The sequence below is a fragment of the Cytobacillus firmus genome, from assembly GCF_023612095.1.
In the GTDB taxonomy this organism is placed as follows: Bacteria; Bacillota; Bacilli; order Bacillales; family Cytobacillaceae; genus Cytobacillus.
In genome coordinates this window covers 1,920,757-1,937,825 of record NZ_CP086235.1, presented here as the reverse complement: position 1 = coordinate 1,937,825, position 17,069 = coordinate 1,920,757, and the positions used below count along the sequence as shown (strand labels likewise).

Below are 17,069 nucleotides of genomic sequence, written 5' to 3'. Positions count from 1 at the left end.
TGGCTGGACCTCAATTTAGTACTACTTATCCTCACTTTTTCTTTGACAGATCTTCATGGTCAGTAGCCATAGGCGGCTTTTCAAACCAGCCGTGGTCTATCATAATATTCATTCCGTCTTCTGCCAGAATTCCAACTTCGGCAATCATTTTTGCATATAGTGCTGCAATATCCCTTCGCTGCGTCATTGACATCGCTTCCCCATAAAATCCAATAGAGGCTGATAGAAGTGTTGAAATATGATACATCATAAGTTTATCAGAAAATGGAGGAATGGTTGAATCCGTTACTTCTGCTTCAAATGTCCTGGGTATATTCAAATTCGACTGTTTTAAAAGATCAGACAAAATTTCAAGATGTTTGCGGCAAATCAGCCTGCTTCTTTCCATATATTTTTGAACTTCCCTGGATTGAGCAACTTGTCCAAAACCAAGTTCTAGAACAACCTTCATCATCATTTTCTGCATATTTACGTAAATTCCGCTTATTTCAATCGAATTTATTGGTCTCCGCTTTCCGAACCAGCCTGTTAAGTAACTCTGTTTCTCTATAAAGTAAATTTCATGCTGGTTATTCAATATCGGCGGTTTGACGATCACGCCTTTTTCAATTAACACATCTGAAGTGCGATCAAATAATTCAAGTGATTCACCAATCACCTGCTTCATATACTTTCTGATGTCTTGCCGGGTGGAATTGCCTATTGCACCTGCATATCGGGTACCCCCATGTATAGACATAATATGGATATATACCCCCATAAAAATATCAGTAAATAATAACGGAGCATCCACATGAACATCTTTGTCAGTAAACCCAACAGGGATTGGCTGATTCTCTCTGGATAAAAACCCTTCAATCTTTTCTATGTGGCTTTCAGATAATTTAAGGGCAAATTCAAGTACTTTGCGGATTTTTTTGTCATTTACATGGTTTAAAAAATACCGCGAAATACAAACAGAAAGACTATCATTTACATATTGCGACCAAAGGGTTGCGTGTTCAGCTGCAGTAAGCTTGTCTTGTTTATTTCCGCCAGGCATATCTTTCCCTCCTGCATTTTGTCTAGTATATGGTTCCCTGCAATTCGCAAATTTATTAAAAAATTTCCAGCATTATATTAAGTACGGTATAAATATCAAAAAAGGTGAAACCACCTGGGCTTCACCTTAAACTAGTCAATTATAAATTTTCAAAAAACACTCTGATTACATCGGCTCCCCCAATAAAGGTTCCCAGTGAGCTGCCCAGATTGGATAGAACAACAATCAGTAATATTCTGCTCACTTTGTTTCTCCAAAATCCCTTAACACTGAATACATCTTCAGTTAAGGTCTCAAAATCTCTAACGTTGGGGCGTCTCATATATGCTTGTGTCAGTCCGGCAAACCAGCCTGCTGCAAGAAGGGGATTCAGCGAAGTGATCGGTGCTGCAACAAATGCAGTCAGAATCGTTAGCGGATGCCCCATTGCAATAGCAGCTCCAAGTGCTGACAAGGACCCATTCCAGATTATCCAGCTGATCGTCTGCGCAAGACCCGCAGATGGATTTGCGAAGAAGGTATAGGCGATGATGGCTAAAATGAATACCGGAATACTCCAGCCAATGATTTTTGGAACATTGGATTTCGGCGGGCGCTCATTCAATTTGGCCATATTCTGCTCTTTTTTGATTTCTTCTTTGATTCCCGGTACATGGGCCGCCCCCAGCACCGCAACAATTTTTTCTCCTGGCGCATCTTTAATTTTCTGCGCGAGGTATTGATCCCGCTCGTCAATGAGTGGTTTCTTCAGTCGCGGAAAACTATCAGTAAATTCATTTAGAATCGCATTTATTGTATCCTGATTCTTCATTTTCTCAAGTTCTTCTTCAGTTATGGTATCTTTGCTGAAAATGCTTGCTATTACCTGACTGAGAAGCAGTGATTTTCCTTTTAATCCAAGGTTGCCCCATATCCTTGCAAAGGTAATTTGGATATTGCGGTCAGCGAGAACGAGCTTTGCCCCTGTTTCCTTGGCTGACTCAATTCCCTGGATCATTTCCTGGCCAGCCTTTATGCCAAACTGATCGGCCATACGATTTTGAAAGGATGAAATCGCCAGGTTCATTAAAAGCAATGACGCCTTCTTTTCCTTAATCACCTGAATAATATCCATTTCCTTCCACTTACTGCCTTCTGTAATCGACTGATATCTCTGTTCATCCAATTCCACACAAACAGAGGCAGGCTGTTCAGCCTCAATGACTTCCTTCACCTGTTCTGCACTGTGCTTTGACACATGTGCTGTTCCAATCAGTATGTATTCCTTGCCGTCTAAATGAATCCTCGTTATGTTTTCCTCTGACATAAATACCTTCCTTAGATACAAATTCGATTATGTATGCTTTAGCTTTGTCCACATTATACCATGAACTGCCGGGAGATTTTAATCTATTAACCGCCAAACAGAACAGATGTTTTGATATAATAAAAGAATGCATGAAAAAAATGCAAATATCACATAAAGGTGGAAATAATTTTGAATGGTACCGCCCATGCAGCAATTGGAGCAGCAGCAGGATATGTGGTTGCGAACACTGTTCATGCCAGCCCCTCTGCAACCCTTTTATTAGTCGGCCTCGGGAGTGTTTCAGGATTAATCCCTGATCTCGACATTGATGGAAAACTCCGCGACCGGCTTACTCTATCACATGAAGTCGTTCAGACGGTGGCCCAAATCATAGGAATTTTAATGATTATTTATAGTTTTTATGAGGGCTCCGCAAAAGAGAAATGGCTTGGAATGGCTATCGGAATCGGAATGACCGCCATCTCATCAAAAATCAGGCAAAAGCATATGCTCACCATTACAGGAGTTGGCGTCCTGGCCGGTGGAATCTCGCTGCAGGAACTTTGGCTCATATTATTTGGGATTTATATATTGATAGCTTCCTTTGTTTCCCACCGCAGTTATACTCATTCCGTGCTGGGGGTTATTTTCTTCGCATTCATTTCTTCCAGATTTGAAATGTCCCTTGGCATAGAAGGAGTCTATTATACCTGTCTTGCCGGTTACATAAGCCACTTGATTGCCGATTTAAAAATCCTGCCCTTTAATAAGAGAGGGGTAAAGCTATTTCTTCCCCTTTCATCGAAAGAGATTTAAGACAGTTGCCGCTCATATTTTTGAGCGGTTTAATCTTTGATTGGAATAAAAACTTCTGCCTCTTCCTCTTCATTTGCAGCTGAATAATAAACTTCAATAATATATTGGTTAATAGACTGCTGGCGATCGTTCTCACTTAGCCAACCGTTAAGCCGACTATGCAAATCCCCCATCTCAGCAGTCTTTCCTCTAATCGATGCATAAGTGTGCACGGCATCTATATACTCCATCCCATTTGGCAGCATTTCTGCTTTTTCATGAACTAAATACCCCGTAAAAAAGGTACCCTTTAAGTGGTCTTCTCCTCTCTTAGGTTCATAAAGGGTCACTTCTAAACCGCTGCTGTTTTGAACAAGATGGCCCTGCTTTAAAAAAGCCTGAGCTGCTTCAGGCACCAAATGGGCATAATCCTTAAATAAACCACTGTTTCTTATGACAACTGCTTTGAATTCTTTTGATACCACATTGCACATTAGATATCCCCCTAAACTTTTATTCCTATGAAATTCTCTAAGAGATGGGAAAATCCTCCTTTATTCTTTTGTATGAGAAAAGACGCGCCTTGCGGGACGCGTCTCTTTAACTTTAGTCTGAGGCAAGGGGTATCTTCGGACTCTGCAACCAGTTTTTTCTGGTTTGAGTCGGAACCTGGAGCAACTTTTGACACTCAGACCTGGTTTTTCTAATTTTGAGTCAGAACCTAAGCAAACTTCCGACTCCAAAACCATGATCTCCCTTTTTTGAGTCCAAACCCAAGCCGCCTCCTACTCAGCAGCCACCCATAACCTTTTTAAAATCCGATGCTGCACCTTTTAAATCATCAAGATCTCCCGAATATCCTCTTCCGTCAGGCTTCCTGCTGCACTTTCATTTGAATCGATGATTTCCTCGATCAAGTTTTTCTTTTTATCCTGCAGTTCATTCATCTTCTCTTCGATGGTGCCTCTCGACAACAATTTTATTACCTGAACAGTATTCTTCTGTCCTATGCGGTGGGCCCGGTCGGCTGCCTGCTCCTCAACGGCAGGGTTCCACCACAAATCGTATAAGATGACCGTATCAGCACCAGTCAGATTGAGGCCTGTGCCGCCTGCCTTTAATGAAATCAGGAAAAAATCACGCTCTCCCTCATTAAATCGGCGGCAGATTTCCACCCGGTCCCCCGAAGGTGTCTGTCCATCCAGGTAAAAAAACGGCAAATCCATAAGGGCCAGTTCTCTGCCAATAAGGTCCAGCATTTTAGTGAACTGTGAAAAGATCAGCACTCGTCTGCCAGATAATCTGGATTCCTCTATAATTCCCTTGAGCTGTTCAAACTTTGCTGAACTCCCTTTATATCCATCCACAAACAAAGCAGGGTGGCAGCAAATCTGGCGAAGCCGCGTCAAACCGGCGAGGATTCTTATGCGGTTCTTTCTGATGGTGTCTTTATTTAAATACTTTAAGGTATCTTCTCTCAGTTTTGCCAGGTATGCAGCATAGAGCTTCTTTTGATCAGGAAGCAATTCAGACGAATCAATCAGCTCCATCTTTTCAGGCAACTCTAAAAGAACATTTTCTTTCAGCCTCCTGAGCATGAAGGGGCGAACTCTTCTCGCAATCGTCTTCCTTGTTAAATTACCGTAATCCTTTAACCCGCCAAACAATTCAGGGAAGACAACATGAAAAATAGACCACAGCTCTTCTGCTGAATTTTCAACGGGTGTGCCTGTTAATGCAAACCGATATTTCGCTTTGATTTTCTTTACTGCTCTCGCTGTTTGGGTAACCGGATTTTTAAATACCTGTGCTTCGTCGAAAAAGGCTGTGTGAAATTCCTGCATTTCATACCACTTTATATCTTTCAGCACCAGCGGATAGGAAGTAATCACCACATCAACGCCGGATAAATCCATCTGAAGCTCAGCCCGTTCTTTTTGATTTCCATCAATGACAATTGCCTGGATGTCCGGAGTGAACTTCGTCAGTTCGCTTAACCAGTTGTACGTTAAGGATGATGGGCACACAATAAGGGCAGGGCGGGTACTTTCCCGAATATCCTTAAGCTCAGACTGAATAAAAGCAATGCTTTGCAGTGTCTTCCCAAGTCCCATATCATCAGCCAAAACGCCGCCAAATCCATAATGCGCCATTGTCTTTAACCATTTATATCCACTTTTCTGGTATTCCCTTAAAGTAGAATCCAGTTTTTCCGGCACAGGAATCTGCAGGCATGATGGATCCTCAAGCTCCGCCAAAAACGTCCTAAAAGATTCCTCATGACAGAACACTTCCTGATCACCAGCTGCGTCCAGCATTTTAAGACCAGATACAATCGGCATGTTCAAACCGCTTTCCAGATCCTCTGCCTGCTCGGGCACAGCTTTCAGAAAACGCTGGATTTCCTCAAATTCCCGTGTTTCCAAAGAAAGGAGCGCGCCATTTTTCAGGCGATAGAATTTTCGTTTCTCCTCAAGTGCAGCTAATACATCCCGTATCTCCTGGTCAGCTATGCCGGTCAATTCAAACTTGAATTGCAGCCAATTGGTCCGCTCTTTTTTCATTTTTATCCGTATCTGCGGTTTGGCATTCTCCCTGAAAATCCGGTTTCTGACAGCCGTAGTCGCATATATTTGCACCAGTTTCTGCAGTTTAGGGACAACATGATAAAGGAATTCATATTCCAGCTCTTCATTCTGCAGAAAATAGCCGCCATCGGTCTTCGCAAAAGAGCTTTCCTCCATAAGCTGAAGGATCTCATCCTCTAGTGCCACATCTCTAATAATCCGGGTGCCGCCCTTTGGCTCTCTTCTCTCCAGAGGATTGATCACGATACTTTCATAATGAAATTCAATACCTGCCAGCAGCCGGTTACGCAGACGGTCCAGGTACAGCTTAGCAGTCAAAGGAGTTTTCATAAACCTGTGTGACATGTCTTCAGAAATATGGAAATCCCCCAGTTTTCTCAATCCAGGAACCACTTTTTCCAAAAACATCTCCATTTGTTCAGCAGCAATCGGAATCGTGTTTTTTCCGGCAGCCTCAAGCATCTGTGTTAAATCATACAGACGCTTACAGTCATCTTTCTTGAGCGTGGTGAATTTTCCGCCGGATAGAACCGAACTATACGAATCCAGGATCAGCAGCCGATCCAGTCCTTTAACATGTAAATAACAATGATCTTTTTTTCGGCCAGTTCAAATCGCAATGGCAGCCGATCCTCTGAAAAAGTCATTCGATCAAATGTTTTTCCCGTTATTTCAAGCTTTACTTTTTCAGCAAACGCCAAAACAGTCTTCAGTCGTTCCCATGATGATGGAGGAATTAAAAGCATATGCTTTGATGCTGTATAATCAAAATCATCCATTAAAGCATTGATATAGATGGATTCATCGTGTATTACCTGTATCAGCTGCTGAAGGACGGCATCCGCTTCCGGCGGGAAACAATGCAGGGCGGGATCATAGGAAAAAGAAAGTGATAACAGGCTTGGTTTTCCCTCTTTAACTGAATGGAGAAATTGACGGATATCCAGGACAGCCATTGAGCCGATGGAAACTTTAATGGCAAATAAATAATGCCCTTTTCCCAAATGAACAGGCAGGCAGGTAAACTCGGGCTGGAGCACTTGCCTGTTCTCAAAATGAAGCTGGTGCCCGCTTGACCTTCCCGGCTGTTCACTGAAAAGTGTCATGAGGCTATCAGTTAAGGCGTGTTCCGGAGAAGCTTCAAGGCTTCCAGCTGATAGGGCTGGCGATCTATATTGCTGCATATCATGAATTGCCAGCAGCACAGCCGCGGCATGCTGGCACTCTTTATCAAATGATGCTAGCTTGGGACAGCTGCATGTTGTTTTGAACCCATTACCTGAAGTTTTCTCTACTTCAACATAAAAATCTTCACCAGCAGATACCGTTGCCTCACATATACCGTCATTGTATTTACTTATCGTTACTTTATCATTCCTGAAAAAGGCGTCCCCTCTTTTGAAGGAGACGGTACCGCACATTTCTTTTATCATTTTGTGAGTCAATTTAATATCCACAAATGTTCTCCTTCCGGGAAAATCTATACCGGAATTGTATCATAGTCAGCAGCCTGAATTCATTTTTATGCAACACAAAAAGGGGGAGCACTTCCCCCCTTTTGAACATCAATTATTTAAGTTCACCTTCCAGCCGGATAATCCATTTATAAAATACCACCACTACTAGAAGGAGAATTGGGTCAAGGATCGCCGCATGCCACAATCTCCACCAGCCATAATGAAAATACCCCCAGGGCTCCGGCAATAAGGTGATTACTTCATATAGCAAAATGGCCACTACCCAAAAAAAGATATAAGAAAAACGTTTAATAAGATCTCCTTTAAAAGGATACCAGTTCAGAAACATCATATTCACCGGGGGCAACAGCGCAATGTGCGCCAAGAGCCCTCCCCAATTGGGCTCCTTGTCAAAATACCAATATCCCCAATATTTAAACTCGACCATAACATCAAAGGCCATCTGAAGGAATATGGTAAATGTCCATATATGTAAAATTTGGTTTTTCGTCAAACGCTTATTTGTTTTAAAGGCAATAAAATTAAAAAGAATGATGGCAACCAGCAGTCCAATCATAGCAAAATCCTTTTTATTTGTTAATGTCTCTTAAATGGCTTTTTTTATGCTTGAATTGATAACATTAATCATACTAACTGTGATTAAAAGCAGATATCCTTGCTGTTCATATATTAAACCATAAAAAAACTGCTTAAACCTTTATAGAGGTTAAGCAGCCGCTTCCTTAAGGCTGTTTCTCAAGTGCCAATTTAATGCCAAATCCCATTAAAACCATACCAGAAACTCCTTGAATCGCATTGTTAACAGCAGGTTTTTTCAGCCAGGCCCTGAAAAAGTCAATCAAATATACATAGAAAAAGAACCAAATGATTGTTATAAGACTATATATTAAGCCCATGGAAAGAAATTGCACAAAGTGATTCCCTTCCGTGCTTAAAAATTGAGGAAAAAAAGTTAAAAAGAATACAGCCACTTTTGGGTTGGACACACAAGTGAAAAAGCCTTGAAGAAAATGCGATTTGTTCTTCTTATGCGCTCTCTCCATGTCAGCCGGTTCTTGTTTATTCGATAGAGACTTTAACGAAACGATGCCCAAATAAATAAGATATATCGCACCAGCATACTTAATAAAAGAAAAAATGTATGCAGACTTTACAATTAATGCAGATAAGCCAAAAACGACAGCCATTGTATGGACCATCAGCCCGGCGACAGATCCGAACATCGTTTTAATGCCACTTTTTTTCCCGCTTGAAATCGTGTTTTGAATTAGGATTCCTGTATCGGGTCCCGGCAAAATGACGAGCAGAAACGACATAAACAGAAATAATAGCAAATTCTCCATATCACACCCACCTCATAAAAATTTTAAGAATATTATATCAGTTTTCATGAAATTTCCAATAAAAAAGAGCAGTTTTCATAAAGGAAAATCTGCTCTAATCATCTTATGCTTTTATGCTTTTATGCTTTTATGCTTTTACTTCTTCTAATCTTGCTTCTACTTCTGCCTCTGAAAGGCCATGCTCAGCAATATAACGGTTGCGTGGATGTGTGCGGCATTCATCAGAACAGCTGCGCATATATTTATGCTCGTTCTCTTCTGAGCAAAGAATTTTTTTATTGCAGGCAGGATTTGCACAGTTGACGTAGCGTTCACAAGACTCGCCTGTGAAGTAGTCCTTACCTACGATGACATGCTCCTTTTGGTTAACCGGAACGCCAATGCGATCATCGAACACATAAAGCTGGCCATCCCAGAGCTGACCCTGTACCTCAGGGTCTTTTCCATATGTGACAATTCCACCGTGTAGCTGGGCTACATCTTCAAAGCCTTCTTTTACAAGCCAGCCTGAGAACTTTTCACAGCGGATGCCGCCTGTGCAATACGTAATGATCTTTTTATCGCCAAGCAATTCTTTATTTTCACGGACCCAGTTTGGCAGGTCGCGGAAATTTTCAATATCCGGCCTGATCGCTCCTCTGAAGTGTCCAAGATCATACTCATAGTCATTTCGTGCATCCAATACAATCGTGTCTTCATCCTGAAGTCTTTCGAAGAACTCTTTTGGCTCCAGGTATTTGCCTGTAATCTCGTTCGGGTTCACATCGTCTTCAAGGCGAAGTGTGACAATCTCGGGGCGTGCACGAACCTTCATCTTTGGAAATGCATGTCCATCTGCTTCATCTATTTTGAAAACCATCTCCGCAAAGCGCGGATCCTGCTTCATTACTTCCATATAGCGGTCTGCCTGTTCCACTGGTCCAGAAACAGTCCCATTTATGCCTTCATTCGCAACAAGAATACGCCCCTTCAGGCCAAGCTCATTGCAAAATTCTTTATGCTCCTTTGCGAACTCCTCAGGGTCCTCAATCGGAACATACATGTAGTAAAGTAATACTCTGTACGGTTTTTGACTCATTTGTATTTCCACCTATCACTTAATATTTGCAAGATATATCTGTTAATAGGTTAAAACAATATATACTTACCTAGATAAGTATAACAGATGATGTCAAGTTTCAAAATTTTCGGAGAGCGAAAGATTAATGAATTCTAATTCATTTTCCAAATAAACCACTTTCCATGCCCTTCTGTTTGGCCGACCAGTTTTTTGTATTCTGTGGCATGCAAATAATAATCCAGATGCAGATTCCGGTCCTGGATATTGTTATAAATATGAAAGATATCCCTCATGCGTCCGCTTGCTTTTATCTTTGCAAGCAGATTCTCTTTTAATTCTGGCGGCATTTGATTGGCCACATGGGTGTGGAATACACAGATTGAATGATCTTCCGGTATACCTTCAATTAAACCTGGCAAAAGCTCAACACCATCTCCTTCTATAAGGGTGATTGGATTTCCCCTTACACATTGGGCAGCTTTTTCGAATAGAGTTCTTCTCTCCTTATGTTCTGGCCAGATAAGTGATTTCAGCCACAAAAAATCTTCCCGGATATTCAAATCATTTATATGAAGATCGACCCCAATTCTGGAAGCAACCGGCGGCATTTCTTCAGGAAAAATCGGGACATGCCCCCCCTTGATTTCAGAGGATAAATGAACGTTCGCGTTTGGATTCCCGTATGTTTCTCCTGTGCCATAAGAGTAGCTGTATTGATCCCAAAGAAGCTGCAGACCTGCGCTGGTTCCAATTTCAATCAGGGCCAGCGGCTTTTTGGATTGCTTGTAAATATAAGCAAATACCGGGTATAAGTAAGCACAGCGCCTTACTTCATTCGTCTGAACTAATCTTGTCTGTACTATCTCTTTAATTTCCTGTGAATACAGGCTGCAAAAATCTTTAAAGCTTTGGAAGGAATCCCGGGGTTTTCCTGGATCCTCCACTATACTTGGATAGAATTCCTTAAGTTCATGCTCTTTCCCTTGTAACAGCAGATAATGAATGGCACCAAAAAATAAATTCGGCACCGGCTGGCCGTCTCTCGTATTCGATGCCAAATCCAGCAATTCCTCATCCTCTGCAATCTTGTAAGACAAGAACTCATATAGATCGCTTGATCTGTGGCATTCATATTGTCCAAATGTCTTGAACTTCGATGCTAGGTTCGGTTTTACCATTCTCCAACGCCCCCGTTATATTATGTAAGTGACTGCATTCCAATGCTTTGAACCTGTTCTTCTCATTCCGGTCCATCCGGCTTTTTGAAGTTCTTTTGCAATATAAAGGTTGAAAAATCCGTGCCCTATGAGAACAGCATGCTGATGTTCTCTTGCAAAAGAAGTTAACTTTAAAGATGCCTGCTTTGCCCGTTTCTTTGCATCAAAGTATGATTCACAGCCCTGTGAATAGCCGCAGATCCAAAGTAATCTTAATATTACAGCCCATGTATTTGGCCTTAATCTCACTCCTGGAAAATTCATGTCAGGCACCGGCAAATCCATTTCCCTGAATAACGGATCTGATTGTATCTTTGCTGAAGGGTTAAGGGTTCTTGCTGATTCGATTGCCCTTCTTAAATCACTCGTGAGTAAAATTGATGTTGTGGCCCCTTTTTCAGTTGCATCCGCAGGGCAGATCTCACCCTCAAGTATCCCTAACAGATCATACATTTCAACCCATTTTTTGTATTCCCGGCTGCTCATGCGGTGATTTTCTATATGCGCGGACCTGCCATGTCTGATAAGTGTTATTTCCATATTAAAACCCCAAAATTTATATATTTTTATCCTTTATGGATAATTTAATTAACATGGAGGTGAAGACCATGCGGGAACAAGAATATCCAAATGTGAAGCTCGGCGGCAAAAAAGTGCATGAAAAAGGAAATGGCGGAGACCAGGTGCGCGGACATGAAAAGGAAAATAAAAACGGCACATTTAATACAAATCCAAAATCTGATCTATAGCCAAAATAACGGGACACCCCCATGATGAATGCGGGTGTCTTTGAAAAATATCTAGGCCCAATCCTTTTTTCTAATGGTGTAATGGAAAAACGATTCTCCATCAATCTCTATTTCGCCGGCACGCTTGAAGCCACATTTTTGCAAAACTTTAATAGAACTTGTGTTGCTGATTAGTGCAACAGCATTCATTGTTTCAAGAGCCGTATTTTCAAAAAGAAAGCCTACTAGCCCTTTTGCAGCAAGGGTGGAAAAGCCTTTATCCCGGTAGTGCTTTGAGATGGCATAGCCAATTTCCCTATTCGGTTCCGGCAATTCCTCCTTTATTCCTGTATTGCAAAAGCCAATAAACTCTCCAGTTTCCCTTAGAATAATTCCCAAATTCAAAAAGCCGGCATCTTTCAGGTTCGGCATTGAGGACTTGAATTTTTCATTTGCCGGAATTTCATAATTCTCCATCCAGTTCACCCGCTGCTCAAGCGTAGCCTGTGCACCTGGAATAAACTCATAAACTTCCGGCTGAGAAGTAATTTCATAGAGTGCCTGGACGTCCTCCATCCGGTATTCCCTAAGGATTACTTCACCACAATCGATCATTATTTCTTCGTTCATTTTTTCATCTCCATTGCGTACACATCCAGTGTGTGTTCTTCGATCAAATCTATGTTTCTTTTATGTTTAACATATTCCAAGATGTGAGCTTTCATATTAGGATACAATACTATATTGGCCAGTTCAGAAAGCGGCACCCATCTAACTCCTGTCTGGTTAGGATCCGGGGCTGAAGGCATTTTAGGCAATGAGCCTTCCTTTAACTGACATTCAAACAGTAAGCCCAGTGAATGTATCTGCCCATACCTGAATTCATTTAAGTGCGGGGCATAGTCATAAACGAATGCCAATGGGCCGACCGTCACATCTACAGATGCCTCTTCTTTCGCTTCCCTTTTCACTGCATCAATAACAGATTCTTTGGGTTCAACCCCACCTGCAGGCAAATTGTAATGAAGGCCTCTTTCATCCTGAAACTCAATCAGCAGAATCGAATTGTTTTCTATAATAACTGCACCTGCTCTGACTCTAATATGGTAGGTCATTCGGTCTCATCCGCCTTTTCTTCTATAGCTTTCTGCATTTAATAATAAAAGCAGCGGGTATAGCTTTCGTTTTTTCATAGGAATACCACCGGTTGGAATGCCGCTGAACATCTTCTTCAGTAAGGCTGACATCTTCAATTACCCTTTCAATCGCAAACCCGTTTTCTATTAATATATTGATATATGTACTTAGTTTATACTGCTGCATAATGGCAGGCTGGTTCCAGGCTATATGCTGATAGGAGCCTTCCTCATGATAGGACTTATCCATAATTAATGCTCCATTTTCAGCCTTAATCCGGTTATACATCGGATGTTCCCAGCTGAAAATAAACATCCCGCCTGATTTAAGGTAGGAATGAACGTTTTTCAGCGTCTCTTCTAAATTCGTGGTCCAGCCAATCGCATAAATGGAAAAAACGGCATCGAAATAACCAGAAGGGATTCCGGGATTCTGTTCCATCGGGGATTCAAACAGCTTTACTCTTGAGGAGGAATTTTTCAAAAGTTCCTTGGCAGCATCGATTTGTCGGGACGATAAATCCAATCCCCATAATTCACCTGCTCCCCGCTGGTCCAAATATTTTAGGGAATGCCCGCTGCCGCACCCAATCTCCAGCATCTTTAAGCTTCGCACATCTCCAAACAAGTGAAGGTCACCTTCAGTTGGCTCCAATGGTCCATATTCAGGCAGCGGATTACGCCCATAAAACCTTTTAGCCGCTTCGTCCCAGCTTTTCTTATTTAATTCCAGTGTTTCATTAATCATAAATAACTCCTTTATACCGAAAAATAGTAAACCTCTTCCTCTCCCCATATCTCAGCGGTGGGGAAAATCCGAAGTTTTTATAAAGTATCCTTGCATGTTGATTATCTTTATGAACCGTTAAGCGGATTTCCTCGCATTTTGGAAATTTAGTTTTTATCCAGCTGATCATCACGGCTAAAGCTGCACGGCCATAGCCCCTGCCCTGATACTTCTGATCAATAAAAAAACCGTTTATCCAATACATATTAACTGTATCCGGCTCATAGGCATGCATGATGAAACCAACCATTTTATCATTGTCATAGATTGAGAATGGAATATACTCTACTGCATCCCCATCTGGTTTAATATAAACCTTGGCAAGTGATACAGCCGCTGATGGAACGAAATCACGCTGCGATTCTTTTACTTTCATCTTAATGACTTCTTCCCAATTGTCTCTTGTGACGGGTTTTAACTCAATGTTCATTGCCTCAGCCCCTCTTACAATTTCCTGTTTTTCTCACCAGACTGAATTATGATGCTTACATAAGCGGCCTCTCCATTTTCAACGTGGTTTTTGATTTTTGACACATCGATCTCTTTCTCAATCCGGACGACCTTTACTTCGTCAGGGAGCAATTTAACGGTAATAGGTTCACCGCTGTTCATCAGTGAAAGCATCTTTACATCCTCTTCAAATAAATATCTGTCATAAAAGCCGATAGTAAAAGACACTTCTTCATTGCTGTAATTTTCAAATGGCAGCTCACACTTTCCCTTCAAATTATCTTCACCAATCATTACAAACTTACATTGACTTTCATCTTTTATATAGGAAACTGCATTGATGCCATTTGCAAGCGTTTTTTGATAAGCCTCTGCCAGAGAAGGAGGCAGAAGGGAAACGATGATGATAACGGCAAAAAAAGACCGCAAATGAAATTTTTCGAGTGAACGATGAAGCAAGACCATACCCAGCGCAAGTAAAAGGAGAATAAATACTCCTGCATAATAAAAGCCATCTGCTGATTTGATTGGAATATTTAAAATCGTTGTTGATGTATCACCTAGTGGATTTTCATGCGGAAAAGGAAAGTTTAAAGCCATGGAAATAATGATTAAGACAATTGATACAACAAATAGCTTTATATTTTTTATCAAAACAGCCCCCTCCCTTACTCTTTCTTCCCGGACCCAAGAGATAATCCAAAAGCCACTCCAAGGGCAATGCCCAAAGCCCAATTGTCAAAAAGCATACCAAACACAATCCCAAGAGATAATCCAAAAGCAATTACGTTTCCTGAAATATCCCAATTGATTTTTTTCATCATTAAAACCGCCTTTAACTGTTTTCCTTATATACGAACAAAAGGAACTTTTGTTTCATATTTTTGGAAAAAAGGCAGACGGGTATCTTGTCACCTCTGAGCTGACAGCTGTCTTTTTATCACCCGGATTTGGCCGCGATGGCTGATTTCATCCTCCATAACGTGATACCAGAACCAATAGTTGTTGAAAGTGATTCCATTGCTCCACTTTCCTTCTTCATATAGCCAGCTATCCTGTTTGGATGCTAAAAGTTTTAACGTTTTCTCTCTAATTGCTGACAATTCCTCCAAGTAAAATTCAAGAGGATTGTTATTAATTTCATTCCTTGCCTTCTCACCAAGTTCATACGCAGCGGCCCATTTTGAATATTCTTCATCGTTAAGATCTCTATTTTCAAAAGTAATGATTTGGTGAACATACTCCACAAAAGCGATATGCTTCAGAAGGGATCCTATTGAATTACTGTTTTCATCGGGAAGAAAATCCATCTCCTTCTGTGTCAAGCCAGCAACATCTTTAAGCGTCACAGACCTTGCATGCTCAAGCATTGACACAAGTTCTCCTATTTTTTCATCATAGCCCTTTACATGTTTAATCCGATAATCTATCATTTGTAAATTCTCCATTCTTCTTTTTTCAGGGAAAAGACTGCCGGGTAGGCAGTCTTTAACATTATGAGATCGTATCCAGCAGCTCTATATCTAAATCCTCAATACTTTCCCAGCTATGATGGATTTCTATGTGCCACTTATTTTTCAGCCGTTTGTATCCCTTTTTTTCAATCCAGCTGTGCAATTCACTATAGGAATTTCCAATCTTATCATTAGGACCTTTGTGCCGGATAGAAGCATATTTTTGCGGTGGAATTTCTAATGAGAACATTCCATCAGGAACACTGATAAATTCCTTCACCTCAATGCCAATCCAATAGCCGTCTTCTTCAGGAGAGTCTTCCTCCACTTTAAAAGCACCAACAAGCCGATCTGGATTTACAGCTCCCTTAATTTCTGTAAGGCGTCCAGATAATAGCTTAATAGCTTGCGGGATTTCAGACAGATACTGATCCGGCTGGCATAGGACTCGGATCCCTATCAGTTTTAATTCTCCCAGCTCTGTCTCAGCCGCCCGCAAAGTTAAATCAGACATCCTTTCCCTCCTTATTAAGCAACAGGCATTGAAAGCTCTCTAAACTTAGCAACCGCTTTTTGAATATTTGCTTCAATGCCCAGTTCTTTCATGGTTTCACCGATCAGTATAACTGCTTGTTCAAGCATATCTTCAGTCGTATTCCCCATATGGCCGATTCGGAATGCTTTTCCGGCAAGGTGGGCCAGTGCTCCGGCAACGATAACACCTTTCTTCGCAAGAGATGCCCGGAACTCCGCATCGTCCAGTCCCTCTGGATATAAAATGCAGCTGAGAGTGGCTGCAGCGGCATTTTCGGCTGCAATTGCCTTCATTCCATATTCAGCAAGTGCAGCCCGGACAGCTTTACCGTATGATTCATGGCGCTTATAGCGATGTTCCATTCCTTCCGCTAACACGAGCCTCATTCCCTCATCATAGGCATAAATCAAATTCACAGGCGGTGTGGCAAAGTATTTTTGAGGATCATGCATAATGGGAATCCAATTATAAATATCGCAATAGTAGGCAGGAACCCGTTCCATTTGTTCGCGGGCAGCAAGCGCTGTCTGGTTAAATGCTACAATTGCCAGTCCTGGCGGCACACCGATCGCTTTCTGTGAGCCTGTTAAAACGACATCAATTTTTCCCCGCCATATGACTTGCTCATATCCTCCTCCATCGCCGCCGTCGCACAGACTCCATCCAGTATGACCAGTGCCCCATGCTTTTTAATGATAGGCAACAGGGAATCCAGGTCTGCTGCAACACCGGTTGATGTATCAGCATGGGTTATCGTCACAGCTTTATAGGAATGAGATGCAAGTTTTTCCTCAACAGCTGCGGGGTCCACCTGCTTACCCCATTCGGATTGAATAATATCTGCCTGGATTCCGAACGCCCTGGCTAAATGCAGAAAACGATCACCGAAAAAGCCCTGGCTAATAATCAATAGCCGTTCTCCTGCTGCCACCGTGTTCACCAGAGCCATTTCCATCGCAATCGTACCGGAGCCGGAGATCACGAACACCTCTCCATCTGTCTTCAGCATCTCCCGCGTTTTCTCAATCGCACTCTTATAAACAGCGGCAAACCTCGGATCCGTATGCCCCCTTGTCTCTTGTGACATCGCCTCATAAATCGAATCCACAACAGGCGTTGGGCCTGGAATCAAAAGCATTTCCTCGTTTGGCATGAAAAAGCCTCCTTT

17 protein-coding genes and 3 pseudogenes are annotated in these 17,069 nt (G+C 41.8%); 2 read left to right on the top strand and 18 right to left on the bottom strand.

Features of this window, described 5'->3' with window-relative positions; all coding sequences use genetic code 11:
- Positions 1 to 31: 31 nt before the first annotated feature.
- Both LLY41_RS09875 and LLY41_RS09870 read right to left on the bottom strand, forming a co-directional pair.
- Entirely contained in the window at positions 32 to 1,042 is a 1,011-nt protein-coding gene (locus LLY41_RS09875) for a DUF3231 family protein (RefSeq protein WP_304587750.1), read from the bottom strand.
- Positions 1,043 to 1,181: 139 nt separating this feature from the next.
- Complete coding sequence (locus LLY41_RS09870) at positions 1,182 to 2,348, bottom strand: TraB/GumN family protein (protein ID WP_304587749.1); 1,167 nt, start codon at positions 2,346 to 2,348, stop codon at positions 1,182 to 1,184.
- 171 nt (positions 2,349 to 2,519) lie between these two features.
- Here LLY41_RS09870 and LLY41_RS09865 point away from each other — a divergent pair, with 171 nt between their 5' ends.
- Positions 2,520 to 3,146, top strand: coding sequence for a metal-dependent hydrolase (locus LLY41_RS09865; protein ID WP_304587748.1), 627 nt, complete (start codon positions 2,520 to 2,522; stop codon positions 3,144 to 3,146).
- A gap of 29 nt (positions 3,147 to 3,175) precedes the next feature.
- Here the strand turns inward: LLY41_RS09865 and LLY41_RS09860 are convergent, their stop codons facing one another.
- The 7 genes and pseudogenes from LLY41_RS09860 to LLY41_RS09830 all read right to left on the bottom strand — a co-directional run bounded on the left by LLY41_RS09860 (position 3,176) and on the right by LLY41_RS09830 (position 11,351).
- Positions 3,176 to 3,619, bottom strand: coding sequence for a GyrI-like domain-containing protein (locus LLY41_RS09860; RefSeq protein WP_304587746.1), 444 nt, complete (start codon positions 3,617 to 3,619; stop codon positions 3,176 to 3,178).
- A 339-nt stretch (positions 3,620 to 3,958) separates the two neighbouring features.
- Positions 3,959 to 7,170 (bottom strand): annotated as a pseudogene (locus LLY41_RS09855) (DEAD/DEAH box helicase).
- A gap of 112 nt (positions 7,171 to 7,282) precedes the next feature.
- A complete protein-coding gene (locus tag LLY41_RS09850) occupies positions 7,283 to 7,747 on the bottom strand; it encodes a hypothetical protein (protein WP_095246197.1) in 465 nt (154 codons plus the stop codon).
- Between the two features lie 166 nt (positions 7,748 to 7,913).
- Positions 7,914 to 8,534 (bottom strand): LysE family translocator, encoded by a 621-nt coding sequence (locus tag LLY41_RS09845; RefSeq protein ID WP_304587744.1) that lies wholly within the window; start codon positions 8,532 to 8,534, stop codon positions 7,914 to 7,916.
- Between the two features lie 127 nt (positions 8,535 to 8,661).
- Positions 8,662 to 9,612: an oxygen-dependent tRNA uridine(34) hydroxylase TrhO gene (trhO, locus tag LLY41_RS09840; protein WP_304587742.1), complete on the bottom strand. Its 951-nt coding sequence runs from the start codon at positions 9,610 to 9,612 to the stop codon at positions 8,662 to 8,664.
- A gap of 134 nt (positions 9,613 to 9,746) precedes the next feature.
- The gene (locus tag LLY41_RS09835; protein ID WP_304587740.1) at positions 9,747 to 10,772 is read right to left on the bottom strand and encodes a DUF2332 domain-containing protein; all 1,026 of its coding nucleotides are present in this window, start codon (positions 10,770 to 10,772) and stop codon (positions 9,747 to 9,749) included.
- Positions 10,773 to 10,787: 15 nt separating this feature from the next.
- On the bottom strand, positions 10,788 to 11,351 hold the full coding sequence (locus LLY41_RS09830; protein WP_304587739.1) for a histidine phosphatase family protein: 564 nt from the start codon (positions 11,349 to 11,351) through the stop codon (positions 10,788 to 10,790).
- A gap of 68 nt (positions 11,352 to 11,419) precedes the next feature.
- On the opposite strand from LLY41_RS09830, the gene LLY41_RS09825 reads away from it, so the two are divergent.
- Positions 11,420 to 11,560: a hypothetical protein gene (locus LLY41_RS09825; RefSeq protein WP_175609156.1), complete on the top strand. Its 141-nt coding sequence runs from the start codon at positions 11,420 to 11,422 to the stop codon at positions 11,558 to 11,560.
- Between the two features lie 51 nt (positions 11,561 to 11,611).
- Here LLY41_RS09825 and LLY41_RS09820 read toward each other — a convergent pair whose 3' ends face one another.
- The 9 genes and pseudogenes from LLY41_RS09820 to LLY41_RS09780 all read right to left on the bottom strand — a co-directional run bounded on the left by LLY41_RS09820 (position 11,612) and on the right by LLY41_RS09780 (position 17,054).
- The gene (locus LLY41_RS09820) at positions 11,612 to 12,169 is read right to left on the bottom strand and encodes a GNAT family N-acetyltransferase (protein ID WP_304587737.1); all 558 of its coding nucleotides are present in this window, start codon (positions 12,167 to 12,169) and stop codon (positions 11,612 to 11,614) included.
- Positions 12,166 to 12,654, bottom strand: a complete 489-nt coding sequence (locus LLY41_RS09815; protein WP_304587735.1) for an NUDIX domain-containing protein — start codon at positions 12,652 to 12,654, stop codon at positions 12,166 to 12,168. Before LLY41_RS09815 ends, LLY41_RS09820 begins: the two co-directional genes overlap by 4 nt.
- A gap of 22 nt (positions 12,655 to 12,676) precedes the next feature.
- Positions 12,677 to 13,423 (bottom strand): class I SAM-dependent methyltransferase, encoded by a 747-nt coding sequence (locus tag LLY41_RS09810; protein WP_304587734.1) that lies wholly within the window; start codon positions 13,421 to 13,423, stop codon positions 12,677 to 12,679.
- An 11-nt stretch (positions 13,424 to 13,434) separates the two neighbouring features.
- Positions 13,435 to 13,892 (bottom strand): annotated as a pseudogene (locus LLY41_RS09805) (GNAT family N-acetyltransferase).
- A 14-nt stretch (positions 13,893 to 13,906) separates the two neighbouring features.
- A complete protein-coding gene (locus LLY41_RS09800) occupies positions 13,907 to 14,566 on the bottom strand; it encodes a hypothetical protein (RefSeq protein ID WP_304587730.1) in 660 nt (219 codons plus the stop codon).
- A 14-nt stretch (positions 14,567 to 14,580) separates the two neighbouring features.
- On the bottom strand, positions 14,581 to 14,736 hold the full coding sequence (locus LLY41_RS09795) for a glycine zipper domain-containing protein (protein WP_179289099.1): 156 nt from the start codon (positions 14,734 to 14,736) through the stop codon (positions 14,581 to 14,583).
- Between the two features lie 87 nt (positions 14,737 to 14,823).
- Positions 14,824 to 15,345: a DinB family protein gene (locus tag LLY41_RS09790; RefSeq protein ID WP_304587727.1), complete on the bottom strand. Its 522-nt coding sequence runs from the start codon at positions 15,343 to 15,345 to the stop codon at positions 14,824 to 14,826.
- A gap of 61 nt (positions 15,346 to 15,406) precedes the next feature.
- Positions 15,407 to 15,880 carry a GyrI-like domain-containing protein gene (locus LLY41_RS09785; protein ID WP_095246206.1) on the bottom strand — a complete coding sequence of 158 codons (474 nt, stop codon included), beginning with the start codon at positions 15,878 to 15,880 and terminating at the stop codon, positions 15,407 to 15,409.
- 14 nt (positions 15,881 to 15,894) lie between these two features.
- Positions 15,895 to 17,054: pseudogene (locus tag LLY41_RS09780) on the bottom strand (pyridoxal-phosphate-dependent aminotransferase family protein).
- Positions 17,055 to 17,069 lie beyond the last annotated feature (15 nt).

Coding starts and splice junctions, on each gene's coding strand:
- LLY41_RS09875 (WP_304587750.1), bottom strand. CDS start 1,042: ATGCCTGGCGGAAATAAACAAGACAAGCTTACTGCAGCTGAACACGCA.
- LLY41_RS09870 (WP_304587749.1), bottom strand. CDS start 2,348: ATGTCAGAGGAAAACATAACGAGGATTCATTTAGACGGCAAGGAATAC.
- LLY41_RS09860 (WP_304587746.1), bottom strand. CDS start 3,619: ATGTGCAATGTGGTATCAAAAGAATTCAAAGCAGTTGTCATAAGAAAC.
- LLY41_RS09850 (WP_095246197.1), bottom strand. CDS start 7,747: ATGATTGGACTGCTGGTTGCCATCATTCTTTTTAATTTTATTGCCTTT.
- LLY41_RS09845 (WP_304587744.1), bottom strand. CDS start 8,534: ATGGAGAATTTGCTATTATTTCTGTTTATGTCGTTTCTGCTCGTCATT.
- trhO (WP_304587742.1), bottom strand. CDS start 9,612: ATGAGTCAAAAACCGTACAGAGTATTACTTTACTACATGTATGTTCCG.
- LLY41_RS09835 (WP_304587740.1), bottom strand. CDS start 10,772: ATGGTAAAACCGAACCTAGCATCGAAGTTCAAGACATTTGGACAATAT.
- LLY41_RS09830 (WP_304587739.1), bottom strand. CDS start 11,351: ATGGAAATAACACTTATCAGACATGGCAGGTCCGCGCATATAGAAAAT.
- LLY41_RS09825 (WP_175609156.1), top strand. CDS start 11,420: ATGCGGGAACAAGAATATCCAAATGTGAAGCTCGGCGGCAAAAAAGTG.
- LLY41_RS09820 (WP_304587737.1), bottom strand. CDS start 12,169: ATGAACGAAGAAATAATGATCGATTGTGGTGAAGTAATCCTTAGGGAA.
- LLY41_RS09815 (WP_304587735.1), bottom strand. CDS start 12,654: ATGACCTACCATATTAGAGTCAGAGCAGGTGCAGTTATTATAGAAAAC.
- LLY41_RS09810 (WP_304587734.1), bottom strand. CDS start 13,423: ATGATTAATGAAACACTGGAATTAAATAAGAAAAGCTGGGACGAAGCG.
- LLY41_RS09795 (WP_179289099.1), bottom strand. CDS start 14,736: ATGATGAAAAAAATCAATTGGGATATTTCAGGAAACGTAATTGCTTTT.
- LLY41_RS09790 (WP_304587727.1), bottom strand. CDS start 15,345: ATGATAGATTATCGGATTAAACATGTAAAGGGCTATGATGAAAAAATA.
- LLY41_RS09785 (WP_095246206.1), bottom strand. CDS start 15,880: ATGTCTGATTTAACTTTGCGGGCGGCTGAGACAGAGCTGGGAGAATTA.